Annotated in this window: 23 protein-coding genes; 13 read left to right on the top strand and 10 right to left on the bottom strand. The window is 73.8% G+C overall.

What is annotated here, in order from left to right; translation table 11 throughout:
• Positions 1 to 37: 37 nt before the first annotated feature.
• The gene (locus OO57_RS17990; protein ID WP_033253527.1) at positions 38 to 691 is read right to left on the bottom strand and encodes an NADPH-dependent F420 reductase; all 654 of its coding nucleotides are present in this window, start codon (positions 689 to 691) and stop codon (positions 38 to 40) included.
• 174 nt (positions 692 to 865) lie between these two features.
• Between OO57_RS17990 and OO57_RS17995 the strand changes: the two genes are divergently transcribed.
• From OO57_RS17995 to OO57_RS18030, 8 genes are all read left to right on the top strand, one after another.
• The gene (locus tag OO57_RS17995; RefSeq protein ID WP_033253528.1) at positions 866 to 1,240 is read left to right on the top strand and encodes a winged helix-turn-helix transcriptional regulator; all 375 of its coding nucleotides are present in this window, start codon (positions 866 to 868) and stop codon (positions 1,238 to 1,240) included.
• A gap of 10 nt (positions 1,241 to 1,250) precedes the next feature.
• Complete coding sequence (locus tag OO57_RS18000; protein WP_033253529.1) at positions 1,251 to 1,502, top strand: hypothetical protein; 252 nt, start codon at positions 1,251 to 1,253, stop codon at positions 1,500 to 1,502.
• Between the two features lie 89 nt (positions 1,503 to 1,591).
• Complete coding sequence (locus OO57_RS18005) at positions 1,592 to 1,891, top strand: DUF2316 family protein (RefSeq protein ID WP_033253530.1); 300 nt, start codon at positions 1,592 to 1,594, stop codon at positions 1,889 to 1,891.
• Between the two features lie 322 nt (positions 1,892 to 2,213).
• Positions 2,214 to 3,218: a hypothetical protein gene (locus OO57_RS18010; RefSeq protein WP_033253531.1), complete on the top strand. Its 1,005-nt coding sequence runs from the start codon at positions 2,214 to 2,216 to the stop codon at positions 3,216 to 3,218.
• Positions 3,215 to 4,189 carry a hypothetical protein gene (locus OO57_RS39545; RefSeq protein WP_051777886.1) on the top strand — a complete coding sequence of 325 codons (975 nt, stop codon included), beginning with the start codon at positions 3,215 to 3,217 and terminating at the stop codon, positions 4,187 to 4,189. The genes OO57_RS18010 and OO57_RS39545 overlap by 4 nt, the downstream gene beginning before the upstream one ends.
• A 93-nt stretch (positions 4,190 to 4,282) precedes the next feature.
• Positions 4,283 to 4,963 (top strand): haloacid dehalogenase-like hydrolase, encoded by a 681-nt coding sequence (locus OO57_RS18020; protein WP_158715156.1) that lies wholly within the window; start codon positions 4,283 to 4,285, stop codon positions 4,961 to 4,963.
• Between the two features lie 162 nt (positions 4,964 to 5,125).
• Complete coding sequence (locus OO57_RS18025; RefSeq protein ID WP_033253532.1) at positions 5,126 to 5,632, top strand: methylated-DNA--[protein]-cysteine S-methyltransferase; 507 nt, start codon at positions 5,126 to 5,128, stop codon at positions 5,630 to 5,632.
• A gap of 354 nt (positions 5,633 to 5,986) precedes the next feature.
• Complete coding sequence (locus OO57_RS18030) at positions 5,987 to 6,646, top strand: alpha-ketoglutarate-dependent dioxygenase AlkB family protein (protein ID WP_033253533.1); 660 nt, start codon at positions 5,987 to 5,989, stop codon at positions 6,644 to 6,646.
• 163 nt (positions 6,647 to 6,809) lie between these two features.
• On the opposite strand, the gene OO57_RS18035 is transcribed toward OO57_RS18030, so the two are convergent.
• From OO57_RS18035 to OO57_RS18045, 3 genes are all read right to left on the bottom strand, one after another.
• Complete coding sequence (locus tag OO57_RS18035; RefSeq protein WP_033253534.1) at positions 6,810 to 7,712, bottom strand: hypothetical protein; 903 nt, start codon at positions 7,710 to 7,712, stop codon at positions 6,810 to 6,812.
• Between the two features lie 79 nt (positions 7,713 to 7,791).
• The gene (locus OO57_RS18040; RefSeq protein WP_158715157.1) at positions 7,792 to 9,147 is read right to left on the bottom strand and encodes a hypothetical protein; all 1,356 of its coding nucleotides are present in this window, start codon (positions 9,145 to 9,147) and stop codon (positions 7,792 to 7,794) included.
• Positions 9,147 to 10,058: a hypothetical protein gene (locus OO57_RS18045; protein ID WP_033253535.1), complete on the bottom strand. Its 912-nt coding sequence runs from the start codon at positions 10,056 to 10,058 to the stop codon at positions 9,147 to 9,149. The genes OO57_RS18040 and OO57_RS18045 overlap by 1 nt, the downstream gene beginning before the upstream one ends.
• A 357-nt stretch (positions 10,059 to 10,415) precedes the next feature.
• Here OO57_RS18045 and OO57_RS44765 point away from each other — a divergent pair, with 357 nt between their 5' ends.
• The 3 genes from OO57_RS44765 to OO57_RS18060 are packed head-to-tail and all read left to right on the top strand — an operon-like array spanning position 10,416 to position 13,334.
• Positions 10,416 to 10,694 (top strand): hypothetical protein, encoded by a 279-nt coding sequence (locus OO57_RS44765; RefSeq protein ID WP_033253536.1) that lies wholly within the window; start codon positions 10,416 to 10,418, stop codon positions 10,692 to 10,694.
• Positions 10,695 to 10,752: 58 nt separating this feature from the next.
• Positions 10,753 to 11,997 carry an RCC1 domain-containing protein gene (locus OO57_RS18055; RefSeq protein WP_051777892.1) on the top strand — a complete coding sequence of 415 codons (1,245 nt, stop codon included), beginning with the start codon at positions 10,753 to 10,755 and terminating at the stop codon, positions 11,995 to 11,997.
• A 44-nt stretch (positions 11,998 to 12,041) separates the two neighbouring features.
• Positions 12,042 to 13,334 (top strand): RCC1 domain-containing protein, encoded by a 1,293-nt coding sequence (locus OO57_RS18060; protein WP_033253538.1) that lies wholly within the window; start codon positions 12,042 to 12,044, stop codon positions 13,332 to 13,334.
• 72 nt (positions 13,335 to 13,406) lie between these two features.
• On the opposite strand, the gene OO57_RS18065 is transcribed toward OO57_RS18060, so the two are convergent.
• From OO57_RS18065 to OO57_RS18080, 4 genes are all read right to left on the bottom strand, one after another.
• Positions 13,407 to 13,925, bottom strand: a complete 519-nt coding sequence (locus tag OO57_RS18065; protein ID WP_033253539.1) for a GNAT family N-acetyltransferase — start codon at positions 13,923 to 13,925, stop codon at positions 13,407 to 13,409.
• A 334-nt stretch (positions 13,926 to 14,259) separates the two neighbouring features.
• Positions 14,260 to 17,394 (bottom strand): NACHT domain-containing protein, encoded by a 3,135-nt coding sequence (locus tag OO57_RS18070; RefSeq protein WP_051777894.1) that lies wholly within the window; start codon positions 17,392 to 17,394, stop codon positions 14,260 to 14,262.
• A 2-nt stretch (positions 17,395 to 17,396) separates the two neighbouring features.
• The gene (locus OO57_RS18075; RefSeq protein ID WP_033253540.1) at positions 17,397 to 17,717 is read right to left on the bottom strand and encodes a trypco2 family protein; all 321 of its coding nucleotides are present in this window, start codon (positions 17,715 to 17,717) and stop codon (positions 17,397 to 17,399) included.
• Positions 17,718 to 17,790: 73 nt separating this feature from the next.
• On the bottom strand, positions 17,791 to 20,112 hold the full coding sequence (locus OO57_RS18080) for an ATP-binding cassette domain-containing protein (protein WP_033253563.1): 2,322 nt from the start codon (positions 20,110 to 20,112) through the stop codon (positions 17,791 to 17,793).
• A 349-nt stretch (positions 20,113 to 20,461) separates the two neighbouring features.
• On the opposite strand from OO57_RS18080, the gene OO57_RS18085 reads away from it, so the two are divergent.
• Positions 20,462 to 22,603, top strand: coding sequence for a carbohydrate-binding module family 20 domain-containing protein (locus tag OO57_RS18085; protein ID WP_234337387.1), 2,142 nt, complete (start codon positions 20,462 to 20,464; stop codon positions 22,601 to 22,603).
• A 109-nt stretch (positions 22,604 to 22,712) separates the two neighbouring features.
• Here the strand turns inward: OO57_RS18085 and OO57_RS18090 are convergent, their stop codons facing one another.
• The gene (locus tag OO57_RS18090; RefSeq protein ID WP_234337388.1) at positions 22,713 to 23,090 is read right to left on the bottom strand and encodes a response regulator; all 378 of its coding nucleotides are present in this window, start codon (positions 23,088 to 23,090) and stop codon (positions 22,713 to 22,715) included.
• Entirely contained in the window at positions 23,066 to 23,752 is a 687-nt protein-coding gene (locus OO57_RS45635) for a hypothetical protein (RefSeq protein WP_234337389.1), read from the bottom strand. Before OO57_RS45635 ends, OO57_RS18090 begins: the two co-directional genes overlap by 25 nt.
• Positions 23,753 to 24,441: 689 nt before the next feature.
• Here OO57_RS45635 and OO57_RS18095 point away from each other — a divergent pair.
• Complete coding sequence (locus OO57_RS18095) at positions 24,442 to 25,956, top strand: FAD-binding oxidoreductase (RefSeq protein ID WP_234337391.1); 1,515 nt, start codon at positions 24,442 to 24,444, stop codon at positions 25,954 to 25,956.
• Positions 25,957 to 25,958 lie beyond the last annotated feature (2 nt).

Raw genomic sequence — 25,958 nt, forward strand, 5'->3', positions numbered from 1 at the left:
CCGAACACCGTTGATGTGCAGGCCAGTTGACGACAAGTCAGCTTTCGGCGGGTCCGGAGGCGTACGCGAGCGGGGGTGCGATGGCCTGGGCGTCTGCACCGGCGCCGACCCACAGGCCGATGAAGAGGGCGGCGGTGGCCTCCAGCAGCCCGGCCCGGTCGAGGGGGCCGGCGGCGAGCGGGGTGCAGCCCAGGTCGCGGACGAGCGTGGTGACCTGCTCCAGGGCGGTGGGGTCGTCGCCGCACAGCGGGACGGCGAGCGGGCGGCCGTCGAAGACCGGGGGCCGCATCCGCCAGACGTCCTCGTGGCACAGGTTGAACGTCTTCACCACGTGGGCTCCGGGTGCCGCCGCCGCCAACTGCTCGGCGGCGGAAGGGCCGTGTCCGGTCAGCAGGCGGAAGCCCGGTCCGACGGGGTTGGCGCAGTCGACCAGGGTCCGCCCCGCGAGCGGTTCGGCGAGCGTCCGCACCACCTCCGCGCCGGTGCCGAACGGCAGGGCGACGAGCACCACTTCGGCGTCCGCCGCGGCCGCGCGCAGGTCGCCCGGCCGCGCCCCGTGGCCGATCCGTTCGGCCAACTGCCGGGCCCTGGAGGGGTTCCGCCCGCCGACGGTGAGCCGGTGCCCGGCCCGTGCCCAGTGGGTGCCCAGGGCGTCCGCCATGTTGCCGGTGCCAAGAATGCCGATTCTCATCAACTGTCTCCCGTCCGAACGGATTTCGGCCTGCTGCCGATCCGGTGTCGATCCAGTCCCGGCCCGGTGCCGGTCTGCCGCCGGTCTGCCGCAGGTCCGCTGCCGGTCTGCTGCCGACCCCGGGCGTCGACCTCTGATTCGAGGTTAGGGAGGCGGTCGGGCACCATTCGGTACGTGACCACTGACCGCCTGCTCGCCGACTGCCGGGCCCGCCTCGCCTTCGACCTGCTCTCCAACACCTGGAACGCCGTGGCGCTCTGGGCCCTGCGCGACGGGCCGTGCCGACCCGCCGAACTGCGCGGCCGGATCGGCGGGATCAGCTCCAAGGTGCTCACCGAGACGCTGCGCCGCCTGCAGTACAACGGCCTGGTCGAGCGCCATCCGCCGCAGACCGGGCGTCCCGGCGTCGCCTACGAACTCACCGCGCTGGGACGGACTCTGCTGCCCGCCATCGACGCTTTCGGCGCCTGGGGGTTCGCGCACGGCGACGAGGTGATGGCCGCCCAGGAGGCCGCGGACCGGATGATGGAGGGAACGACGGAGGCGTAGGGAGCGGGGCATGGCGGAGGACGAGATCGAGCGGCGGCTCGCCGAGGTCGCGGACGGCGGCGCGGACCGGGACGCCGTCGACCGCTGGGCCGGTCGGCAGCTGCTGGCGGACGGGCGGGAGTGGGACGAGACCTCCCGGTGGGCGCTGGAGCTGCTCTTCGGCATCGACCTGCGGCACGGGCCGGGCGAGCCGTACCTGCACGACGAGGAGCAGGTGGGCGAGTGGCTGGCCGAGTACCGGCGCCGCCGCGCCGGAGGGTGAGGGCGCCGGGGCGGGCCGGGTGCGTCGGGAGCATGCGGGCAGGGGCGGCACGTGCGGCTGCGGCCCACCGTCCGTCCGGAGAAGCCACGATGTCGTTGAACGCCGAGGAGCGGGCCCGTACCGCCGCCGAGTTGCGGGCGAACCTGGAGCCGGCCGGGGTCGGCGCGGACCGGGTCGGTACCGAACTCGGCCTCGTGGAAGGACAGTTGGCGGAGGCCCTGGGCGTGACCGGGGCGGACCCGGCGGACGTGTGGCTGCTGCGCGACCACCTGGAGGACCTGGCGCGTGCGGCGGGCCGCGAGCCCGTGCCGCACACCGTGCTCACCGAGGAGGCGCGGGCGGCGGCCGAGCGCTGGTTCCCGCTGCGGAAGGCCCCGCACCGGCGCTGATCCGCCACCGCTGGGCGCTCCTTGACGTCCCACCGGGTGACGTCCCATCGAATGGCGCACCCGCGGCGACCGACCGTTCGCCTGCGATCCGAAGCTCGCGGAGGATGGGCCCGGGGGCCGTCCACGGGCGTGGTGCCCGCTCGGACGGCCCGGTACGCACGGGGGTCGTCGACGAGTGAGGAGCACATCCGTGGTCGGTTCCGCACGCCCGCGCACGGCACGTACGGCACGTACGGCACGCAGAGAACGAACGGCGCGAACGGGCAGGTGGATAAGCAGGTACGCCGCCCTCGTCCCCGGGGCCGCACTGACCGGGCTGGCCGTGCTGGGCGGCCTGGTGCCGTCCGCCGCGGCGGCCGAGGGCGCTCCGGCGGCCGAGGGCGCTCCGGCAGCCGAGGGCACCCCGGCAGTCGAGGGCGCCCCCGCGGGGACGGCGCCGCTGCCGCCGATGCCCGCGGCCGAGGCGTACGACGGCGACACCAGGCTGGCTTCGCCCGAGGAGGTGGCCGCGCAGTGCGACGAGCCCGGCAACTGCACCTTCCGGGCGACGGACCGGATCGTCGGACTGTTCGGCAGCGCCGTCGCCTCGATCGGGAACGCCGCGATCAACTGCACCGGCGACGACCTGGAGATCGACCGCACCCTGACGGTGGTCAGCAGCAGCACCGACAACATCAGCGGCGCGATCTCCGGCAAGGCCACGCTCACCGGCGGGATCGACACCACGGTGACCGTCTCCGCGCAGGGCACCGCGGGCGCCGGCATGACCAACGGCACCACCCAGTACGGGCCGAACAAGGACAAGGGCCCGACCACCGAGGACAAGTTCCAGAACACCGTCGAGGGCAGTGGCACCGTCGCCGGTTCCAACGCCCTCCACCTGGGCGCCAAGGCCAGCTTCGAGCTGGCCTTCCAGGCGTCCTACTCCAAGCAGTGGCAGGCCTCCGTCAGCGAGTCCACCAGGGTGGTGTTCACCGTGTCGTCCAACGACGAGATCCAGTTCGGGACGCTCACCTCGGTCACCCGGGTGGTCGGCATCCTGTCGGTCAACCACACCGGCCGGTTCATCAAGAACGTGGTGGTGGACAGCCCGTCCATCGCCACCAGCAGCTCCATCGTCGCCCAGACCTTCGCCCGCCCGGACGTCTGCCTGTCGCTGCGCCCGCCGGGCCGCGCGGTGCCGCAGCCGGGCCTCGTGGCGGTGGCACCGCAGTCGCAGCCGCCGCAGTCGGAGTCGCCGCAGGCACCGTCGCAGCCGCAGCCGCCCGGGCGGGCACCGGACGCGACGTACCTGCGCACCGCCGAGGGCACCTGGAGCAAGCGGTGAAGCGGGCCGCGGCGCTGGCCGCCGCGCTGCTGGCGGTGGGCGGGCTGACGGCGAGCGGGCCGGCGGCCGGGCCCGCGTGGGCCGAGGAGCCGGTGCCGCAGCAGGCCCAGCAGGCCCAGCAGGCGGTCGAGGACCTGGTGGCGCAGGTCTTCGACGGTGACACCCCGGCGCCGGGGAAGGCGGCCGCCGCGGTGGCGCACGGCTGCGGGCGCGAGTACGGGTGCAGCTTCCGGATCATCCCGGGGCTGTCGTTGGAGCGGACCGCCGCCGTCGTCTCGGTCGGCAACACCGTCATCAACTGCACCAACAAGCCGATCGACGTCTACCGGACGGTGGTGCTGGAGTCGAGCACCACCGACAACCTGGCCGGCGAGATCTCCGGTTCGGCCACCATCGAGGGCACGATCGACAACACCACCGACGTGTCCGGCAAGGTCGACGGCTCGAACAAGACCGAGTTCTCGCACACCGACAAGACCTCGCCCACCGACAAGGGCCCCAACACCGAGACCAGCAACGGCGGCAGCACCACCGTCAGCGGCAGCGCCACCGCCGCCGGACAGCTCAAACTCAGCGCCACCGCGGCCTTCCAACTCGCCTTCAGCGCCACCTACTCGCACGAGTGGAAGCGGACCAACACCGAGACCACCCAGGTCAAGTTCAAGGTCCGCACCGGCCAGGAGCTCCAGTTCGGCATGCTCAGCGCGATGACCAGGACGGTCGGCGTGATGTCGGTCGACGGCACCGGCACGACGGTCAAGAACATCCTGGTGACCAGCCCGTCCAGCTCCAACGTCAGCACCGTGGTCGCCCAGACCTTCAACGCCAAGGACTACTGCCTGACCCTGCAGCCGAAGCGCTCCCTCCCCGAGGGCGAAGGCGTCCACGAGGGCACCCCGCACCCGGCCGGACAGCGCCCGCTGGCGCAGTACCGGCTGACGGACGGGCAGGAGTGGACCCGCACCGACTGACCCGCGCGGCCGGGCCCAGTGTGCCGCACGGGTGGTTCCCGTGCGGCACACTGGGCCCGGCGGTGCGGTGCGTACGGGGGAGGGGCGGGCGTGGTGACGGAGCCCAGCGGGGTGGGACCGGGCGTGGCGGGGCCGGGCGTGGCGGTGTTCGACCTGGACGGCACGTTGTGCCGGGGCGACTCCTTCGCGGGGTTCCTGCGGCGGTCGATGCTGGACGGGCGGCTCCGCGCGGTCCTCTCGCTGGCCGCGGCGGTGGTGCTGGTGCCGCTGTTCCTGTTGCCCGCGGGGCGGCGCCGGGCGGTGCGCGGCTTCGTGCTGCTGGCCACCGCGGGCCGCAGCGCCGCGCAACTGGCGCGGGCGGCCGCGGAGTTCGCGGCGGAGCACGTGGCGAAGGGGCGGATCGAACCGGTGCTGGACCGGCTGCGCGAGCACCGCGAGCGCGGCGACCGGGTGGTGGTGGCGACCGGCTGCGCCGAACCGCTGGCATCCGCGATGTGCCGCGAACTCGGCCTGGAGGACGTCGAGTTGCTGGCCGCCGCGCTGGCACCAGGCCGCTTCGCGCACCGGCCGGTGCGCGGTTGCCTGGGCGTGCAGAAAGTCGCCCGGCTGAGCGAGCTGGGCATCGCCGTGCCGATCTCCCACGCCTACACCGACAGCGCGGCGGACCTGCCGCTGCTGCGTGCCGCCGAGCAGCGCTTCCTGGTCGAACCCCGGCCGCGCACCGTGACCCGCGTACGGGCCGCACTGGGGCCGGGGTTCACCGTACTGGGCTGAGCCGAGGAGGGCGGCGCTCCCGCAGCAGGAACCACCGGCCCGGGGCCGTCCGGCAGGGTACGGGCGGGCGACGTCCGAATCCCGCCGGACATCACCCGCCGGATGGCGAAGGCTGGTGCACACGAGGACGTCCGACCGATCCACGAGGAAGGGAGCCGACCGATGACCGTCCACCTGACGATCGAGAGCCCGCTGGGTGACCTGCTGCTGGTGGGGGAGGAGTCGCACCCGGTGAGCGGTGGCTTCGCCCTCGCGTCGGTGTCGATGACGGGGCAGCGGAACGCCGCGGTGGTGCAGCCCGGCTGGGAGCGCGCGCCGGGGGCCTTCACCGACGTGGTGCGCCAGCTCGGCGAGTACTTCGACGGCGGTCGCGAGCAGTTCGAGCTGGCGTACGCCACCCGGGGGACGGTCTTCCAGGAACGGGTGTGGGCAGCGCTGGACGGCATCCCGTACGGCACCACCACCAGCTACGGCAGGCTCGCCGCCGGGATCGGCGCGCCGCGCGCGGCGGTCCGTGCGCTGGGCGCCGCGATCGGGGCGAACCCGCTGCTCGTCGTCCGCCCGTGCCACCGGGTGATCGGCGCCGACGGTTCGCTGACCGGCTACGCGGGCGGCCTGGAGCGCAAGCAGCACCTGCTCCTCCACGAGGGGGCCGGGCGGGCCGCCTGAGCGAGCGCGTCCCACCGCCGCCCGAACGGCGGCCACCACCGGCAGCCCGCCAGTGGCGCCGGGCAGCACACCGGAGGAGCCATGACCACCACCACCCGCCCCGCGCCCGCCGCGCCCGCCCTGCCGGTGGCGGCAGTTGGCGTGTCGGTGATGGTCCGGTCACCCGCTGCGACCTGGAGGGTTCGAGGTGACGGTGCTCGTTCCGCGGCCCTGGATGCGGTTCGTCCGGGGCGTCGTCTTCGCTTCGTTCGGGGGTACGGGCACTCTGGAGGGCGCGCGCAGTGCGTCCGCCGGTGGCGGCAACTGGTGCGTCGGTGGTGGTCCGGTCACCTACTACGAACTGGAGGGTCCGAGATGACGGCACTCATTCCACGGCCCCGGATGCAGCTCGCCCCGGGCGCGGTCCACGTCCCCGGGTGGCTCGGGGTCGAGCAGCAGCGGGAGCTGGTCGCGGCCTGTCGGGGGTGGGCTTCGGGCCCGGTGCCGATCCGGCACACCAGGCTGCCGCGCGGCGGGGTGATGTCGGTGCAGACGGTGTGCATCGGGTGGCACTGGCAGCCGTACCGCTACACCCGCACCGCCGGGGACGTGAACGGCAGCCGGGTCGCGCCGTTTCCCGAGTGGCTCGCCGAGCTCGGTCGGCGCGCTCTCGTGGAGGCCTACGAGGACCCGGCGGCAGGGGTCGGCTACGCCCCCGACACGGCGCTGATCAACTTCTACGACGGCCGGGCCACCATGGGCATGCACCAGGACAAGGACGAGCGCTCCGGCGCCCCGGTCGTCTCGCTGAGCATCGGCGACACCTGCGTCTTCCGCTTCGGCAACACCGAGAACCGCAACAGGCCCTACACGGACGTGGAGCTCGCCTCCGGCGACCTGTTCGTCTTCGGCGGCCCGTCCCGCTTCGCCTACCACGGCGTCCCCAGGGTCCTGCCCGGGACGGGGGACCCGGCGACCGGCCTGGCGAGCGGTCGGCTCAACCTCACCATGCGGGTCACCGGCCTGCCCGGCTGACCCGCCCGGCGGCGGACCTGCGCGCGCACGGGTTCCGGTTCGTCCGACCGACGGGGCCGCCCCGCACCACGTCCGGTCCGGCGCTGATCCCCCGCCGCCGGATCACCCCCATCCACACCCGCACCCGCACCCGCACCCACGACAGCGCGGCGCCGTCGGAGGTTCAGCAGTACCACCAGGTGCCGGGCGCGAGGACGGTGTCGCCGGGTTCGAGGTTCTCGTTGTGCAGGTTCGCGACCTGGCAGAGGCTGCCGAGCGCCGCGTTCGGGTCCTGGTCGCGCGGGGTGTTGGTGAAGTCGTCCAGGGCCTGGGTCTGTTGGGCGATCCCGGCGTTCTCCTGCTCGCCCTTGCCCGCGACGGAGTCGAGGCAGTCCCGGCTGGTGGCCGGGCACTCGTCCATCTTCTCCTTGTTGCCCGCGTTGGTGGTGCAGGCCGGGCTGTTCGCCCCGGTGCCCGCGCACGGGTCGGTCTTGCCCGCGTTGGTGGGGGGCTTGGGCGGGGGCGGGGTCTGGGCGGCGGTGAGGTCGGCGATCTGGGTGTAGCAGCCGAACTTGCTGTCGTAGGTGGGGGTGAAGGTGATCTCGGGGGCGTCCTCGGCGGCGGTGAAGGAGTACGTGCGGCCGGTGAACCAGTTCGCCTTCGCATTGGGGGCGTTGGTGGTGAACCGGCCGGGGGCGTTCTGCTCGCCCTGCACCGTCAGGGTGTAGGTGCGCGGGCCGTCGGACTGCGACACGCAGGCGTCGGGGTTGTCGTCCCAGGTGAGGGTGACGGTGGCGCCGCTCTTCACGCCGCGCAGCCGGGTGCTGATCGGCCCGGAGTACCCGAACCGGCCGAAAGCGGCGGCCTGGTAGCCCTTCGGGTGCGCGGCCCGGCCGGCGGTGACGACGCTGCCGCCGGTCCAGTCCTCGATGGAGGGCTCCCAGGTCTTGCCCGCGGGCACGAGGGGGGAGGAGAAGGTCGCGTTCGGCACCACCACGGGTTCGGTGTCCGCGGCCCCGGCCGACCAGGGTGCGGAGAGGGCGAGGGCGGCCCCGAGCGGGACGGCCAACAGGCGGGTGAGCGGCACGGGTTGCTCCAGTGGGTTGGTGAACGGGTCGGCAGTGGAGAGGAGTTGGACAGTTCGGGTGAGCGTCCGCCGTGCGGGGTCAGGAGTTGAGCGGGACGGTGCGGGTGGGCAGGCCCGGCGGCGGGGTGTCCAGCGGGGTCAGGCGCTTGTCCGGGCCGGCCGCGTTGTCGGGGGTTCCGGCGGTCGGCCGGGCGGCGCCGCAGCGCTGCAGTTCGACCTCGGTGAGCGGGCCGGTGCGCTGGTAGTAGCGGTCCGGCAGCGAGGTCGCGGGGACGTCGAAGGTCGCGTCCAGCCGGTAGTTGTTGCGGGAGTTGGTGAACGAGCCGACCACCCGCTCGCGGGCGGGCTGCACCTCGATCCAGCTCACCTCGCCGGGCTGGATCACCGGGTTCATCGGCTTGCTGGTGGTCCGCGACCAGGTCAGCGGGTTGCTGGTGGACACCGCCGCCGCGTTCCCGCCCGCCACGCTGAAGCCCGCCTCGACCTGGCTCGCCACGTTGGGGCGGCTCTTGGCGAGCTCGGAGCGGCTGGGCAGCAGCGGCGCGCCCTTCAGCGCGTAGTACTGGGTCAGGTTGTCGTACGGCGGCTCGGTGACCTCCAGCTTGCGGTCGTCCGTGATCGCGTTGCGGGTGCAGTTCAGGTACACCTCGCCGACGATCCGGGTCTGCCCGTAGTACTGGTACGAGTACCGCCGGTCGACGGTGAAGGTGCAGGTGGTCGGCGAGCCCTCGCAGTCGTCCACCGCCACGCCCGGCTCCAGCGGGTCGTTGCCGCGGTACGCCTTCGGGGCGGGCAGCTGCTCCTTGCGGACCTTCTGGTCGACCGGCGCGGGCGTCTGCCTGGCGGCCACGTTGGTGATCAGCGGGCCGCAGGACATCGCCCCGGCGGGCTCCGCCGAGTCGAAGGAGACCATCGGGTTGTCCTCGGTCGCCGTGAAGGTGAAGGTGCGCCCCGTCGTCCAGTTGGCGGTGCCGACGGTGTCGCTGCCCTTGGTGGTGACGTGCGGGTCGGGTGCGGGCCCGTCCACGATCAGCGAGACGTTGTACTCCTGGCCGTCCGCGAGCTGCTCCGGCGTGCAGCCCCTGTACGTGCTGGGGCTGTCGTCCCAGGTGAGGGTGACGGTGGAGCCCCGCTTGACGCCCCACAGCCGGGTGCGCAGGGTCAGCGGGGCGCCGTTCCAGTTCAGCGAGGCCGCCTGGTAGCCCTGCGGGTGCTGGGCCAGGCCCTTGCCGAACACCACGCCGCTGCTGTCCGGCGACCAGCCCGCGTGCCCGGCCTGGGTGCCGTTGTCGGGGGCGGCCGGGTCGGCGAAGGTGCCGTTCGGGACGGTCGCGTCGACCGTGTCCGCGGCGTGCGCGGCGGTCGGCGGGGCGGTCAGGGCGAGAGCGGCGGCGAGCAGCACCGAACCGGCGGCGTAAGGGAGTTGACGGAGCATCAGCACTGACCCCATTGCTTCGGCGGGATGACCATGTACTCGGGCGGGAGGCCGTCGGTGAGGGCGTTCGACAGCGGGCAGAGGTGCTGGGCGGCCGCGTCCGGGCTCTCGTCGCGCGGGATGTCGCCGAAGTCCTGGACGGCGCCGGTCTGTTGGCCGATGCCGTCGTTGGTCTGCTTGCCGTCCCCGGCGACGCTGCTCAGGCAGTCGCGGCTGGTGGCCGGGCACTCGGCGATCTCGCCCCCGGCCTTGCCGACGTCCGCGCACTGCGGCGTGCCGGCCGAGTCGCCCGCGCACGGGTCGGCGGCGGCGGCCGCGCCGGGCGGCGGCCCGGTGGGGGCGGTCTGCTTGGCGGCCACGTTGGTGATCATCGGTCGGCAGGCCGGGCTGACGGGGACGGTGCCGAAGCGGAACGTCACCCGGGGGGCGTCCTCGGCGGCGGTGAAGGAGTACGTCCGGCCGAGGTACCAGTTGGCCTTGCCGGTGGGGACGTTGGTCTGGTAGCTGCCGGTCGCGTTGTCCGGTCCGGCCACCTGCACCGTGTACGGCCGCCCGTCGCCGGAGGAGACGCAGGCGTCGGGGTTGTCGTCCCAGCTGAGGGTGACGGTGGCGCCCGCGCGGACGTCGGACAGCCGGGTGCTCAGCGGGGTGGCCGAACCGGCGCTGGAGAGGGCGCTGCCCTGGAGGCCGCGCGGGTGGCCGGCCCGGGCGGCGGAGGCGAGGAGGCCGCCCTGCCAGCCCTCGGGGGAGCCGCCGAAGTCCTGCCCGGACGGGACGGCCGGGGAGGCGAAGGTGCCGTTCATCACCGTGGCCGGATCGGCGTCCTCCGCGCCCGCCGGGGCCGCCAGGGCGAGGGCGCAGGCGCTACTGAGGGTGATGGCCAGGAGTCTGGCCGGTGAGGTCCGGAGCAACGGGTGCCTCCCTGAACTCGGCTACGGGGCCGATCGGTTGATGGCTGGTCGAGACTTCCGACGATCAAGATCCCTGGCCATGCTGGGCTGATCGACTACGCACCGCAACCGAGGGCGGACCGAACGGGGGGTGAACGAAGGATCGACTGCGCCGTTGGCATGGAAAGCGGTCCGTGTCCGCACGAACCCGGTGACGGTGGGTTAGGCATTCCGACGATCGGATCGTCATTTCCCGACTTCGACTCCGACTTCGACTCCGGCTTCGGCTCCGGCAGCGGCAACGACCGGAGCCGGACCGCCGCCGCACGCCATCCTCCGCGCCGTGCCGAGCCGCGCCGACCTGACCACGAGGCACCGATGACACCCCACGCCCGAAGCGCCGCCCTGCTCGCGGCCGTCGCCCCCGGCCTGCTCGCCTGCCTGCTCGCCGCACCCGCGGCCGCCACCCAGGCCCCCGTAGCGGCCCCCGCACCGGCCGCCACCCAAGCCCCCGCGCCGGCCTCCGTACCGCACGGCGGAGCCCCGCACGCCGCGCACCGGCCGGTGGACAAGATCCACCCCGTCCAGCCCCCGCCCGGACGGCTCGCCCAGGGCGGGCCCGTCCAGCGCACCGCCCCCGGCACGCCGTCCCGTTGAGGCCACCCCGTTGAGGCCGTCCCACCCCACGCCCCGCACGTCCATGGAGGAACCACCGATGCACCGCAAGCTGCGCCAGCTGCCCGCCGCCACCCTGACCGCGGCGGTGGCCGGACTGACCCTGGTGTGCACCACCGCCCTGCCGGTCGGCACCGCGTCCGCGTACGACCTGCGGCTGCGCGCCTGGGGCAACAACGCCAACGGGCAGCTCGGCGACGGCAGCGCCAAGACCCAGCGGCTCACCCCCGTCTCCGTGGTCGGCATGGCCGGAGCCGAACTCAACGGCATCGCCGCCGGAGGCAGCACCAGCGGCACCACCGTCACCGGGTTCGCGCTCGCGCTGCTCGGCAACGGCACCGTCGAGGCCTGGGGCAGGAACGACAAGGGCCAGCTCGGCAACGGCACCACCAGCGCCACCGAGGACGCGGCCGTGCCCGGCCTGGTCGCCGGACTGACCGGCGTCGAAGCCGTCGCCGCGGGCGGATTGCACGCCCTCGCCCTGCTCAAGGACGGCACCGTCAAGGCCTGGGGCCTCAACGACAAGGGGCAGCTCGGCGACGGCACCACCGTCAACACCAACCTGCCCGTCACCGTCGCCGGGCTCTCCGACGTCAAGGCCGTCGCCGCCGGCGACACCTTCAGCATGGCGCTGCTCAAGGACGGCACCGTCAAGACCTGGGGCAACAACGACAAGGGCCAGCTCGGCGTCACCCCGGTGCCGGTCAGCTCCACCGCGCCCGTCCCCGCCGCCACCCCCGCGACCCGCAACACCGCGATGAGCGTCCCCGGCCTCACCACCGTCAAGGGCATCACCGCCGGGGCCAACCACGCCCTCGCCCTGCTCGCCGACGGCCACGTCTACGCCTGGGGCCTCAACGACAAGGGCCAGCTCGGCGACGACACGATCGTCAACAAGCCCTACCCCGTGCCCGTCCAGGAACTCACCGACGTCACCGCGCTCTCCGCCGGAGCCACCCACAGCCTCGCCCTGCTCCAGGACCACACGCTGCGCGCCTGGGGCGCCAACGACAAGGGGCAGATCGGCGACGGCACCACCACCCAGCGCAACACCAGCGTGCCCGTCCCCGGCGTGACGGGCATCGAGGCGATCGCCTCCGGCGCCTCGCACAACCTGGCCGTGCTCGCCGACGGCACCGTGCAGGCATGGGGCCTCAACGACAAGGGCCAGCTCGGCGACGGCACCACCACCCAGCGCAACACCCCCGTCCAGGTGCTCGCCAAGTCCGGCAGCGTCTCGCTGGTCTCCGCGCCCAGCAACGGCAACTTCAGCCTCGCGCGCTGACCGCCGACCGGCGCCGACCCGCCACCCTTCGAGAAAGGCCCTCCATGACGTCCACCCAGAACGCCGCCGCCACTCCCCGCACCCCGATGCGCGCCCCGCTTCGCACTCCGCTGCGCGCCAAGCTGCGGCCCGCGCTGCGTCCCGCCCTCGCCGCCGGCCTGGCCGCGTTCACCGCGCTCAGCCTGGCCGCCGTGCCCGCCGGGACCGCGCACGCGCAGGAGAAGCGACTCAAGGCCTGGGGCAACAACCGCTCCGGCCAGCTCGGCGACGGCACCTGGACCGACTTCCGCACCACCGCCACCACCGTGCTCGGCCTGACCAGCGCCGAGGTCGTCAAGATCGCCGCCGGTGGCGGCGGCTCCGCGACCGGCCACGGGCTGGCGCTGCTCACCGACCGCACCGTGCAGTCCTGGGGCGCCAACGGCTCCGGGCAGCTCGGCGACGGCAGCGTCTTCAGCCACAACGCGCCCGGACAGGTCGTCAACCTCTCCAGCGCCCGCGACGTCGCCGCGGGCGGCTGGCACAGCCTCGCCCTGCTCGACGACCAGACCGTCGTCGCCTGGGGCCGCAACAACTACGGGCAGCTCGGCAACGGCACCAACAGCGACAGCAGCGTCCCCGTCCGGGTCGAGGGCCTCAACAGGGTCGTCGCGATCGCCGCGGGCCTCAACCACAGCATCGCGCTGCGCGAGGACGGCACCGTCTGGGCCTGGGGCTACAACATCAACGGGCAGCTCGGCGACGGCACTTCGGCCAGCCGCAACGTCCCCGCCCCGGTCGGCGGCCTCAGCGGCGTCACCAAGATCGCGGCCGGGTGCAACCACAACCTCGCCCTGATCGGCCCGCCCAGCGGCGGCACCAAGCCCACCAGCGGCAACTCGGTCAAGGCCTGGGGCTACAACGCGACCGGGCAGCTCGGCGACAACAGCACCATCAACCGGTACGTCCCCGTCGACACCCAGGGCATCTGGCTCGGCGGCGTCTCGCAGATCGCCGCGGGCTGCAACCACAGCCTGGCCGTCACCGACAGCGACAACAAGCTGAAGGCCTGGGGCCAGAACACCTCCGGCCAGGTCGGCGACGGCACCACCGACTACCGGATCACCCCCGTTCCGGTGCCCGGCATCAAGGGCGTGCAGCTGGTCGCGGGCGGCCGCGAGCACACCATCGTGCTGCTCGGCGACAACACCGTCCGCTCCTGGGGCGCCAACGGCTCCGGCCAGCTCGGCAACGGCACCACCACCGAGAGCAGCACCCCCGTCACCACGCTCACCGCACTGACCGGCGTCGACAAGATCGCCGCCCCGGTGGGCGGCGACTTCAGCCTCGCCAACTGAGGCCGCACGGACGGACGTCCAGGGGCCCGCGCGAACACCGCGCGGGCCCCTCGGGCTTCGGTCCTTCGGCCTTCAGGGGGTGCGGACGGGACGGCTCAGGCAGACCCGGTCGGCCGGGTCGAGGCCGAACGCCGCCTCCTCGGCCAGGAGTTCGCGCAGCTCCGGGGTGAGACCGGCGGCCGGGACCTCGCGGAAACCGAGCCGCAGGTAGTACGGGGCGTTCCACGGGACGGAGCGGAAGGTGCTCAGGGTGACGGCGGGCATCCGCTGTCCGGCCGCCCACTCCTCGACCCGGTCGACCAGCCGGGCCCCCAACCTCCGTCCGGCGTACGACGGGTGGACGCTCACCTGCTCGACGTGCGCGCAGCCGCCGAGGGGCCGGGCCAGTACGAAACCCGCCGGGCTGTCGCCGTCGGCCGCCACCCAGAGCCGCCCCAGGCGCTGGTGCGGGGCGAACTCGGCCGCGGCGGGCGGCGGACGGTCGGCGACGGCACTCATGCCGACGCCGTGGAAGGCCCGCCCGGCGGCGAGTTGCAGGGCCGGGAGGTGCGGAAGGTCGGCCGGTGCGGCCGGACGGACGACGAGGGTCACCAGGGCATTCCAGCACGGGCCGGGCCGACCGGGCCAGGGAGTTCCGGGAGCCCTTGGCAGGGCGGGGCACCGGTGGGGAGGGCGAGGTGTGGACCACTTGGCTCCGGTCGTACCGTTGCCGTCCATCCGCGTGGGGGAGAGGCATGGTGGTTCTGGGCGATCCGGAGCCGTTCGCCAGGTGCGGGGCCGTGCTGTTCGACTGCGACGGGACCCTCGCCGACACCCACCCCGCGCACCACCTGTCCTTCGCGGCGACGCTGCAACACCTGGGCCTGGACGGGCTGTTCGCGTGCGGGGACGGCGGCGGTGGACGTGCGGGTGGGGTGAGGCGGCGTCAGATGAGGTCCGATCCGGTGTCGCGGCCCTTCGGGTGGGCGGAGGGGAAGAGTTCCTCCCCGATGACTCGGACGGTCGGGGGTTTCCGGCGGACGGCGAGCTCGATCCGGTGTGCGCCGCCCAGCGGTCGCAGGTCGATCGAGGTGCATGCGTCGGCGAAGCTTTCCACGGCCAGCTTTCCCAGCCCGGGGAACGCCAGTAGCAGCAGATCGAACGGGTAGTCGGTGGGTACGTCGTAGAGCCGTAGGAGCGGCAGGTCGACGACCGGTTCCGGGGCGGGTGCGGATCCCAGCTCGGGTGCGGTGAGGGCGACTTCCCGCAGACCGACCAGGCTGCTCAGCACGGCGAACAGGTCACCGGTCCGCCGTTCGGCGGGTACCTCTCTGATGAGCAGACGGCGCAGGTGCGTCCCCGCCAGCGCGGTCAGGTCGTGCAGGTCGGGGCAGGTCAAGAGGCCGAGGAAGTTCAGCGGCTGCCACCCCCGGAGGAAGGCGAGATCGGTGAGCCCCACGACGTCCACCAGCACCAGGTGGTCCACCCGTTCGGTGAGGTGGGTCCACCGCTGTGCCTCGGCAGAGGTGTGCCGACCGCTCACCTGGATGCGGTGCAGGGTCGGGCAGTGCCTCAGCTCCTCGACCTGGCCGGGTTGATCGGCCGTGACGAGTACGCCGGTCAGATCGATCCTGGCGGCGACACGTCGGCCGAACTCGCGGACTTCGAAGTCGTTCCACCGCCTCATCAGGTGTCTTCGGAAGGACCGGCCCTGGGCGGCCCCGGCGAGGATTTCCAGCAGTGCGAGCGACTCGTTCCCGCCGATGCGGCCGAGGACGGCGGGGACCCCGTGGCCCCACTCCTCCAGGAAGACCTGGTCGTGCTCGGTGATCTCCCGGAGCAGCGGGACGAGGTCCTCGCCGACCGCCGCGAGCCTGGTGGGTTCCCGGGTGGCGAGGAGCTGCCGCAGGTGCGGGCGGAGCCCCTGGAGGACCGCGTCGCGCACCTCGCCGTCGAGTTCGGGGGCGTTCGGCAGACAGGTCGCCGCGAGCAGGTGGACCGTCCCGCTGTCCTCGGGGGACGCGTGCGCTCCCCGTTTCAGGAGTGCGGTCAGCAGTTCGGCGCGTTCGCGGCGGCCGCAGTGGCCGACCGTCATCCGGATCACGTCGTTCCACTGCTCGTCGGCGGCGTGGCCGGCCAGCAGGCCGAAGTCGCGCTCCTCGCGGAACTCCATCGCGGCCAGGTAGTCCTGGAAGGTGCGGTGGATGAACTGGAAGGTGTCCGGGCCGGTCTCGGTGAGCAGCCCGGAGCGGTTGAGCAGGTGGGTGTACGCCCGTTCGGGGGCGGTGCGGCGGGCGAGGGCCGGGAGGTCGCGCAGGGCCTTGGCGAGCTGGGCGACGGCGTCCTGGCGGCGGCCCTCCACCTGGTTGTTGCGCACCAGCCAGTGCGCGATCCGGCGGAGCATCGCCAACTGCTCCTCCTCGGAGGCCTGGAGCTGTTCGGCGCCCTGCACCCGGCGGCCTTCGTCGCGCTTGACCAGCATGACGCTCAGCGCGTCGCGGTACAGGACCATCCGCTGCCGGGGGAGGGCCCCGTCGGTCTCCCGGTTCAGGACGCAGATCATCGCGCACAGCAGCGGGCTGTCGGTGAGCTGGGCGACTTCCGGGACGGTGTCCAGGGTGCGGAGCAGGTCGGCCCGGTCCTGCTCGACCTGCCGCCGCCAGCGCTGTTCCTCCGCGTCGGTGTGCGGCACGTCGAGGAGTTCGGCGAGGGCGGCCCGGTGCCAGTGTTCGACGAACCGGTGACGGTCCTGGGAGTCCATCGGGCAGAGCGACAGTTCGTCGAAGTCCAGGTGCTCCAGCCAGCCCCGGGGGACGGCGGACGGCCGGACGGTGGCCAGGACCAGGGTGTCCGGGTAGTTGGCGAGCAGTTGTCGCAGCCACTCCCGCACCTCGTCGCGCTGTTCGTCCGGGACTTCGTCCAGGCCGTCGACCAGCAGCAGCGCGCGGCGGCTGCGCAGCAGGCGGTGGACCCATCCGGTGGGCTGGCGGTCCGCGCACATCCGGTCGTCGAGGGCGAGGAACTCTTCGGGCCGGGGCCGCAGGGTGCCCTGGCGGTGGAGCTTGCGGAGCTGCAGCACCAGGGGGACGCGGTGGTTGAACTCGGAGAGTTCGCCGTCGAGGGTGCCGCTCATCGTCCTGGTGGCCAGCCACTGCACCAGGGTGGTCTTGCCGGAACCCGCTTCGCCGCGGACCAGGACGCGGCGGCGGCCCTGCAGGATCCGGTCGGTGCGCTGTCGGACCGGGGCGGAGAGGCCGGACACCTCGGTCGGGAGCATCTCCAGGTTCAGGTAGCAGGCGGAGAGATCCCAGCCGAGGCGGTTCGACTGGCGCAGGCCGAAGATCCGGATCCGGCCGTAGTCGGCTTCGACGGCCTTGGCGTAGTCGCGTTCGAAGTCGGCGTCGGCGATCTCCTCGGCGGAGATGCCTTCCGGGTGCGGGAGTTCGCCGAGGTGGGCGGCCAGGGCGGTGCGGAAGCCTTCGTCGGCGAGGAGGGCGGTGACGGGGAGCAGGTCGAGTTGGGAGTGGGCCCAGACCTCCGGGGTGCGGTCGTGGACGGCGAGGCCGAGGAGGCGGCCGCGGTAGAGGACGGGGGCGCCGGACAGACCGCTCCAGGGGGAGGGGGTGTCGGGGACGGGCCGTGGGGGGTGCTGCTGGAGGACGAGGGCGGGGCGGTCGGTGCGCCGGCCGGTGCCGGGGGTCAGGGTGGCGAGGGCCTGGGCGGTGTCGAGCCGGTGGTCGAGGTCGCGTTCGGTGGCGGGGAAGCCGGTCAGGTGGACGCCCGCCACGGGGTCGGGCGAGTCGACCGCGCCCCAGCGCAGCGGTTCGAGGCGGGCGGGCGTCAGGTCCCGGTCGGCGAGGAGCAGGGCGGCGTCGAGTTCGGCCGACTCCCAGACGGTGGTGCAGGGCGTCCAGCCGTTGCCGCCGAGGACGGCCGCTTCGGCGGGGCGGAGGGCGTTGCCGGGGGCCGACGGGGCGTGGACGTGGGCGACGGTCAGGACCAGCCGCGGGGTCAGCAGGCACCCGCTGCCCTGGCTGTCGGCCCGGACCGCCGCCACCCGCGGGGCGGTGGAGGGGGCCACGGTCAGAAGCCGTCCCGGCTGCCCAGGTCGTCCCGGGAGATGTGCACGCTGCCGCCGGTGGCCGCGTCCTTCGGGGTCAGGGTGACGGAGACCTGGTGGGTGCGGGTGTGCTTGACCCCGCCCTCGGCGTCGGCGGACAGCACCCAGGCCTTGATCCCGCCCTTGGCGCGGGCGTCGCGGGTCAGTTCGACGGTGAAGTCCAGCGTGACCGGGCCGACTTCGAACTGGAGCGCCTGGCCGCGGCCGCGTTCGGCGGCGTCGAGGAGTTCGCGGCGGACGGCCTCGATGGCGTCGGCGAGTTCGATGTCCTGACGGTCGTTCACGTGCCCCCCAGCGGTGGTGAATCCTCTGGGGGCGAGGGTAGGGGAGCGGGCCGTCCGCCGTCGAAGCGGCAGGTCAGCGCAGTCCGAGCCGCTCGGCCAGGTACGGCCCGGTGCGGCTGTCGGGGGAGGCGGCGACGGCGGCGGGGGTCCCGGTGGCGAGGACGCGGCCGCCCGCGGTGCCGCCGCCGGGGCCGAGGTCGATGACGTGGTCGGCTCCGGCGATCAGGTCGAGGTCGTGTTCGGCGACCAGGACGGTGGCGCCCGCGTCGACCAGGCGGTGGAGCTGGGCGGTGAGGACCTCGCTGTCGGCGGGGTGCAGGCCGGTGGTGGGTTCGTCCAGCAGGTAGAGGGTGCGGCGGCGGTGGGCGTGCTGGAGTTCGGCGGCGAGCTTGACGCGCTGGGCCTCGCCGCCGGAGAGTTCGGGCGCGGGCTGGCCGAGGCGCAGGTAGCCGAGGCCGACCTGCTGGAGGGTGGTGAGGACGCGCCGGGCGGCCGGGGTGTCGGCGAGGAACGCGGCGGCCTCGTCGACGGTCAGGGCGAGGACGTCGGCGACGGTCGCGCCGCGGTAGGTGACCTGGAGGGTCTGCGGGTCGTAGCGGCTGCCGCCGCAGTCCGGGCAGGGGCTCCAGGCGGTGGGCAGGAACAGCAGCTCGACCTCGATCGCGCCCGCGCCCTCGCAGGTGGGGCAGCGCCCGGCGGCCACGTTGAAGGAGAACCGGCCCGCGCCGTAGCCGCGCGCCCTCGCCTCCTCGGTGGCGGCGAACAGCTTGCGGACGGTGTCCAGCAGGCCGGTGTAGGTGGCCAGGTTGGAGCGCGGGGTGCGGCCCAGCGGCGTCTGGTCGAAGCTCACCACCCGCTGCGCGTCCGGGTGCGCGGCCACCGCCGCGAGCAGCGTCGACTTGCCCGCGCCCGAGACGCCGGTGACGGCGGTGAGCACGCCCAGCGGCACGTCCGCGTCCAGGCCGCGCAGGTTGTGCCGGGTGACGCCGCGCAGCCGCAGCACGCCGGTGGGGGTGCGGCCGCGGGACGGCGGCGGGGGCGGCGGGTCGAACAGGAAGCGGCGGGTGGCGGAGGCCGCCACCGCGCGCAGGCCCTCCACCGGGCCGCTGTGCAGGATCCGGCCGCCGCCGCTGCCCGCGGCCGGGCCGACGTCCACCAGCCAGTCGGCGCCGCGCACCACCGCCATGTCGTGCTCGACCACGAACACCGAGTTGCCCGCGGCCCGCAGTTCGGCCAGGACGCGCCGCAGTGCCTCGGTGTCGGCCGGGTGCAGGCCCGCCGAGGGCTCGTCCAGGACGTACACCACGCCGAACAGGCCGGAGCGCAACTGGGTGGCCAGGCGCAGGCGTTGGAGTTCGCCGGTGGAGAGGGTGGGGGCGGCGCGGTCGAGCGAGAGGTAGCCGAGGCCGAGGCGGTCCAGGGCGGTGAGGCGGTCGGCGAGGTCGGCGGTGATCAGGGCGGCGGGCCCCTCCCCGGCGGTGTGCGGGCGCAGCAGCGCGGCGAGCCGGTCGGCGGGCAGGGCGGCCAGGCCGGTGACGTCCAGCCCGGCGAAGGTGACGGCGAGCGCTTCGGGGCGCAGCCGGTGGCCGTGGCAGTGCGGGCAGGTGGACTGCTCCAGGAAGGCGGCGGCCCGGGTGCGGGCGGCCTCGCTGCGGGACTCGGCGAACGCCTTGAGGACCAGGCGGCGGGCGCTGCTGTACTTGCCGCGGTAGGGGCGTTGGACGCGGCCGGGTTCGCGCTCGGGGTGGACGGTGACGACCGGCTGCTCGTCGGTGAACAGGATCCACTCCCGTTCGGCGGCGGGCAGTTCGCGCCAGGGCCGGTCCAGGTCGTGGCCGAGCGCGCCGAGGATGTCGCGCAGGTTCTTGCCCTGCCAGGCGCCGGGCCAGGACGCGACGGCGCCCTGCCGGATCGACAGCGCGTCGTCGGGGACGAGCGAGCGCTCGGTGACCCGGTGCAGCACGCCCTGCCCGTGGCACTCCGGGCAGGCCCCGGCCGGGGTGTTCGGCGAGAACGCGTCGGAGTCCAGCCGCGGCGCGCCGGGCGGGTACGTGCCGCAGCGGGAGAGCAGCATCCGCAGCAGGTTGGACGTGGTGCTGATGGTGCCGACGGTGGAGCGCGAGGAGGGGACGGAGCGGCGCTGCTCCAGGGCGACGGCCGGGGGCATGCCGGTCACCGCGTCCACCCGCGGGGCCTCGACCTGGCGCAGCAGGCGGCGGGCGTAGGGCGAGACCGACTCCAGGTAGCGGTGCTGGGCCTGGGCGAACAGGGTGCCGAAGGCCAGCGAGGACTTGCCGGAGCCGGAGACGCCGGTGAACGCGACCACCGCTCCGCGCGGCACCGCCACCGTCACGTTCCGCAGGTTGTGCACCCGGGCGCCGCGCACCCGCACCATGCCGTCGTCCGTGCCGTCGTGGTGGATCTCGCTGTGGTTCACCGCGCCACGCTAACCCGGGGGTGGGCGCGGCAGGGGGAGCGGCGCGGAGGGTGAAAGTTTCTGAAAGGAGTTTCGGCGATGGAGGGGTGAGCTGGCGGGATGGTTGGGAGGTGTATACCTTTTCAGCCGATTGGCTACCCGGTTTTTGTTTCCGGCGAGTGTGGATCCGAACGCAAGAAGATGAAATTTCTTGCACGGATGTCTTGACGGTGCGTCGCGCCGGGGTGGATCGTCTTCCCGTTCCCTCCTCAAGTCCCCCACCACCTTGGGAGATTCGCCGATGTCCCCTGTCCGTAGAACCTTGCCCGTGGCGGCCGCAGCCGGCGCACTGGTGCTGGGCGTGCTGCTGCCGCTCGGCCTGCAGGGCACCGCGCAGGCCGCCGCCACCCCCAACGGCGGCGACGTGATAGCCAACCTGTTCCAGTGGAACTGGAACTCGGTGGCCTCCGAGTGCACCGACGTCCTGGGGCCGAAGGGCTACGGGGCGGTGCAGGTGGCCCCGCCGCAGGAGTCGATCTCGCTGCCCGGGCACCCCTGGTGGGAGGTCTACCAGCCGGTCTCGTACCACCTGAACAGCCGGATGGGCACCGACGCGCAGTTCCGGGCGATGGTGACGGCCTGCCACGACGCGGGCGTGAAGGTGTACGCCGACGCGGTGATCAACCACATGGCGGGCAGCAACCAGAGCAGCACCACCGGCTACGGCGGCTCGGCCTTCAGCCCGTCCGCGTACAGCTACTCGGCGGTGCCCTACAGCAAGTCGGACTTCCACGGCTCCCCGCCGTGCCCCAACTCCGACCTGGGCATCAACGACTGGAACAACGTCGCCCAGGTCCAGGAGTGCCAGCTGCTCAACCTGGAGGACCTGAACACCGAGAGCGACTACGTCCGCGGCAAGATCGCCGGGTACCTCAACGCCCTGATCGGCGCGGGCGTCGACGGCTTCCGGGTGGACGCGGCCAAGCACATCGCGCAGGCCGACATGGGCAACATCGTCTCCCGGCTCAACGACACCCGGTGGGGCGGGCGCCCGTACGTCTACCAGGAGATCTTCCCGGGCAGCGGCGGCCAGTTGGCGCCCGCCGCCTTCGAGGGCAACGGCAGCGTGCTGGAGTTCACCTACGCCTCCAAGCTCTCCCAGCAGTTCAACGGCAACATCGCCAACCTCAAGACCTTCGGCCAGAGTTGGGGCTTCGAGCCGAGCGACAAGTCCGCCGTCATGGTGACCAACCACGACCTGGAGCGCGACAAGGCCACCCTGACGTACAACGACGGCTCCAAGTACCGGCTGGCGCACGTCTTCGAACTCGCCTGGGGCTACGGCACCCCGCAGGTCTACGCGGGCTACCGGTTCAACAACAAGGACGACTCGCCGCCCGCCGACGGCAACGGCTTCGTCACCGACGTCAACTGCGCCAACAACACCTGGACCTGCACCGACCGCGACCGGGGCATCTCCAACATGGTCGGCTGGCACAACGCCACCAAGGGCCAGGCCGTCGCCAACTGGTGGGACAACGGCAGCAACGCGATCGCCTTCAGCCGCGGCAGCAAGGGCTGGGTCGCCATCAACAACAGCGGCTCCGCGGTCACCCAGACCTTCACCACCGGCCTCGCCGCCGGCACCTACTGCGACGTCATCCACGGCGACCTCAGCGGCTCCAACTGCACCGGCCCGACCGTGAGCGTGGACGGCTCCGGCAAGGCGACGGTCACCGTCAACGCGGGCGACGCGGTCGCGCTCCACACCGCCACCACCGGCACCGCGAGCCCCAGCCCTAGCGCCAGTGCCAGCCCCTCGGCGTCCGCCAGCCCGACCGACCCCAGCGGGACGGTCACCGAGGGCTTCAACGCGACCAAGACCACCGTGACCGGCCAGAACGTCTACCTGGTCGGCTCGGTCGCCCAGCTCGGCAACTGGAACCCGAACGCGGCGATCGCGCTCTCCCCGGCCGGCTACCCCGTGTGGAGCGGCAGCGTCCAACTGCCCGCCAACACCGCCTTCGAGTACAAGTACATCGTCAAGGACGCCGCCGGGAACGTCACTTGGGAGAGCGGCGCCAACCGCAGCGCCAACTCCGGCACCACCGGCGGTACGCTGAACGACAGTTGGGGCACCGCCACCGCCACCGCGACGGCCACCCCCACCGCCACCGGCCAGGTCACGGTGAACTTCTCCGAGAACAGGACCACCGTGGTCGGCCAGAACGTCTACCTGGTCGGCTCGACCGCCCAGCTCGGCAGCTGGAACCCCGCCGGCGCGCTGCTGATGTCCTCGGCGTCGTACCCGAACTGGAAGCTCACGCTGACCCTGCCCGCGAGCACCGCCTTCGAGTACAAGTACATCGTCAAGGACGCCGCCGGGAACGTCACTTGGGAGAGCGGCGCGAACCGCACCTACACCACCGGCGCCTCCGGGACGACCACCCTCAACGACAGCTGGAAGTAACCCCCGCCCGGGGCACGAGACCCCCACGGAATGAGGCCGCCACCCCGCTTCGGGGGTGGCGGCCTCGCCGTCGTCGGACGGGGGAGGGGCGGGGAGGGGCGGGGGAGGTTCAGCCCCGGGAGCGGCGTTCGCGGTGCAGTTCGACGAAGGAGGCGACCTTGGCCCGCACCGCCCACGGGTCGACGGGCTTCGGGATGAAGTCGGCGGCGCCCGCGGCGTACGCGCGCATCGCGTGGTCGGAGTCGCTGCCGATGGCGGTCACGAAGACGATCGGGATGTCGCGGGTGCGGGCGCGGCTCCGGATGTGCGCGGCGGTCTCGTAGCCGTCCATGCCGGGCATCTGTACGTCGAGCAGGATCGCGGCGTAACCGTCGGGCTCCATCAGCGCCCGCAGCGCCTCGGGGCCGGAGGTCGCGGAGACCAACTGGTGCCCGTGCGGGCCGAGTAGCGCCTCCAGCACGGTCAGGTTCTCCGGACGGTCGTCCACCAGCAGGATCTTGGGCGGCGGGCCGTCGCCGGGCTCCGCCCCGGTGGCGGGCGGCGGGGCCGCGGAGGTGTCCTGCTGCTGCTCCACCAGGGCGAGTTGGCGCTGCAGCAGTCCGACCGGACCCTGGCCCGGTCGGACTGCTCGCGGGCGCGGTCGGACTGCTCGGCCAACTGTTCGGCCCGCTCGGCCCGTTCGACGCTCCCGGTGTCGCCGGTGTCGCCGGTGTCGCCGGTGCTCCCGGCGAGGGCAGCGAGGGCGGCGAGCGCCCGGTCGGCCCGGTCAGCCTGCTCGTCGGCCTGCTCGATCTCCCGTGCGGCGGAGTGCAGTTGGCCTTCGAGCTGGCACACCGCCCGGCCGATCGACCGGGCGACCCGCAGCGCCGCCATCCGCGCCCGGGACAGCCGCTCGCGGACGGCCGGGTCGGGGGCGCCGGGGGCGTCGCCGTGCACGGCGACCAGCAGGGCCTCGACGAACTCCCACGGCGGGATGCGCCCGGCCGCGAGGTAGCCCGCCAGCGCGTCCGGGCCCAGGCCGCAGCGGGTGGCGAACTCGTCCGCCGGGGTGTCCAGGCGGCGGAAGAGCGCCCGCAGCTCCTCGGCGAACTCCAGCCGCTCCCGGCCGAGTTCGGTGCCGAGCGGCGGAAGGCCGTCGACGGCCGTCACCAGGCGCACCCCGTCGGCACCCGTACCAGTACCCGCACCCGTACCCGTACCCGTACCCGCACCCGTGTACCTCCGCTCGCTCCACGCGTTCCGGTCGGCCCGCCCGCCGCGTCCGGGCAGCGCGAAGCCATCCGGCAGCAAGGGTGCGCGGTCACCCGTGACCGCGCCCGGCCGAGACGGTGACAATACGACATTGGCAGGTGAATTGACGCCGGGTCAGGTCACGGTTCGGGGGCGTTCGGAGGCGCACGGACTCGCCGGGGCGGTGCGACGCGCTCGCGAGGCGCGGGTGCGGCCCGCGGCGGCGGGGCCTGCCGCGGTGCTCAGGAAGGCTGTCCGGAAAGGAAGTTGGGGCGGGACGGGGCGCACCGGTGGGCGGGGGAGGTCGCCGGTGCGGGCTCCGGGCCGGACCGCTCGGGCGGCGGCCGGCTGCGGCCGGCTGCGACCGGCTGCGGCCGACTGCGGCGGCCCGGCGCCGGGCCCGACCGGCAGCCCCGGCGGTCGGCGGGAACCGCTGGTCGGCCGGGACCGGCGTGCGCGGCCCCGTGTGCCGACGGGCGCGCGCCGGTGTGCGCTGCGCCATCGGACGCACTCCGGCGGGCCGCAGCCGGGCGCGGGCGGGGCGGGGCGTGACGATCGGCCCAGAGCCTCCGCGCGCCCGGTGCGGGGGAGGAAGGTGCGTCGTGACAATGGACCGTCGTCGTTTTCTGGCCGTCGGCACAGCGGTGGGGGTGGGGCTGGTGGCGGGTGCGTCCCCGGCACGGGCCCGGGGCGGGGCCGGGGCGGTGGAGGCGTTCCCGGCCCGGCAGCGGGGCCTGCGGGCCGCCCCGCCGGACTGGCAGGCGCTGCGGCAGCGCCTCGGCGACCGGCTGGTGCTACCCGCCGACCCCGGCTACGGGACGGCACGGCTGGGCTTCAACGAACTGGACGACGGCCAGTTCCCGGGCGCGGTCGCCAGGTGCGCCACCGCCGACGACGTCCGGGCCTGCCTGGACGTGGCCCGCGGCCACGGCATCCCGATCGCCGCCCGCAGCGGCGGCCACAGCTACCTCGGCTACAGCGTGCCCGACCGCGGCCTGGTGATCGACCTGCGCGCGATGAACACCGTCCGGGTCCGCCCCGACGGCCGGGCCGAGGTCGGCGCGGGCGCCCGGCTGATCGAGGTGTACGCGGGCCTGGCCGCGGCCGGACGGCTGCTGCCCGGCGGGAGCTGCCCCACCGTCGGCATCGGCGGGCTCACCCTGGGCGGCGGCATCGGCGTCCTGGCCCGCAAGTACGGCCTCACCTGCGACCGGCTCGACGCCGCCGAGGTCGTCACCGCCGACTCCTGCGTGCGCACCGCCGATGCCGAGCACGAGGACGGCCTGCACTGGGCGCTGCGCGGCGGCGGGGGCGGCAACTTCGGCGTGGTCACCCGCTTCACCTTCGACACCCCGCCCGCGCCCGGCCTGACCGTCTTCATCGTGCCGTTCCCCGCCGGGTCCGTCGCCCAGGTGATCGGCGGCTGGCAGCAGTGGGTCGCCGACGCGCCGCCCGAGCTGTGGGCCAGCTGCCAGGTCTCCGGCGGCAACCCGCCGACCTGCCGGATCGTCGGCTGCTGGGTCGGCGACCCGTCCGGCGCGAACCAGCAGGTCGACCGCCTGGTGCGGCTGGCCGGCACCGCGCCCACCGGACGCACCGTCGCCGCCAAGGACTACCTGGACGCGATGAAGTTCATGGCGGGGTGCGCCAACGACACGATCGCCCAGTGCCACCCCACCTGGGAGGGCGGACGGCTCACCCGCACCGGGTTCGTCGCGGTCTCCCGGATGTTCGGCCCCGGCCCGGTCGACCCGGCCCGGCTGACCGAGCTGATGACCGGCCGCACCGGCGTCGACCTGCTGCTCGACTCGCTCGGCGGCGCGGTCGGCGAGCTCGCGCCCGACGCGACGGCCTTCCCGCACCGCGGCTCGCTCGCCAGCGCCCAGGTCTACGCGGGCGCGACCGCGGCCACCGAGGACCGCGTCCGCGCCACCGTCGACGAGGTCCGCGACGGCCTCGCCCGCCTCGGCGCCCACGGCGCGTACGTCAACTACATCGACGCGACGCTCCCGGACTGGGGGCGCGCCTACTACGGCGCGAACCTGCCGCGGCTGCAGCGGGTGGCCCGGCAGTACGACCCGGACGGGGTGTTCGCCTTCCCGCAGTCGGTCACGGCAGTCTGAGA

The organism is Kitasatospora phosalacinea (assembly GCF_000717185.1).
Lineage (GTDB): Bacteria > Actinomycetota > Actinomycetes > Streptomycetales > Streptomycetaceae > Kitasatospora > Kitasatospora phosalacinea_A.

Bases quoted from the DNA above. Each gene is read 5' to 3' on its own strand.
- OO57_RS17990 (WP_033253527.1), bottom strand. From the start codon at position 691: ATGAGAATCGGCATTCTTGGCACCGGCAACATGGCGGACGCCCTGGGC.
- OO57_RS18000 (WP_033253529.1), top strand. From the start codon at position 1,251: ATGGCGGAGGACGAGATCGAGCGGCGGCTCGCCGAGGTCGCGGACGGC.
- OO57_RS18005 (WP_033253530.1), top strand. From the start codon at position 1,592: ATGTCGTTGAACGCCGAGGAGCGGGCCCGTACCGCCGCCGAGTTGCGG.
- OO57_RS18025 (WP_033253532.1), top strand. From the start codon at position 5,126: ATGACCGTCCACCTGACGATCGAGAGCCCGCTGGGTGACCTGCTGCTG.
- OO57_RS18030 (WP_033253533.1), top strand. From the start codon at position 5,987: ATGACGGCACTCATTCCACGGCCCCGGATGCAGCTCGCCCCGGGCGCG.
- OO57_RS18040 (WP_158715157.1), bottom strand. From the start codon at position 9,147: ATGCTCCGTCAACTCCCTTACGCCGCCGGTTCGGTGCTGCTCGCCGCC.
- OO57_RS44765 (WP_033253536.1), top strand. From the start codon at position 10,416: ATGACACCCCACGCCCGAAGCGCCGCCCTGCTCGCGGCCGTCGCCCCC.
- OO57_RS18055 (WP_051777892.1), top strand. From the start codon at position 10,753: ATGCACCGCAAGCTGCGCCAGCTGCCCGCCGCCACCCTGACCGCGGCG.
- OO57_RS18060 (WP_033253538.1), top strand. From the start codon at position 12,042: ATGACGTCCACCCAGAACGCCGCCGCCACTCCCCGCACCCCGATGCGC.
- OO57_RS18080 (WP_033253563.1), bottom strand. From the start codon at position 20,112: ATGGTGCGGGTGCGCGGCGCCCGGGTGCACAACCTGCGGAACGTGACG.
- OO57_RS18095 (WP_234337391.1), top strand. From the start codon at position 24,442: ATGGACCGTCGTCGTTTTCTGGCCGTCGGCACAGCGGTGGGGGTGGGG.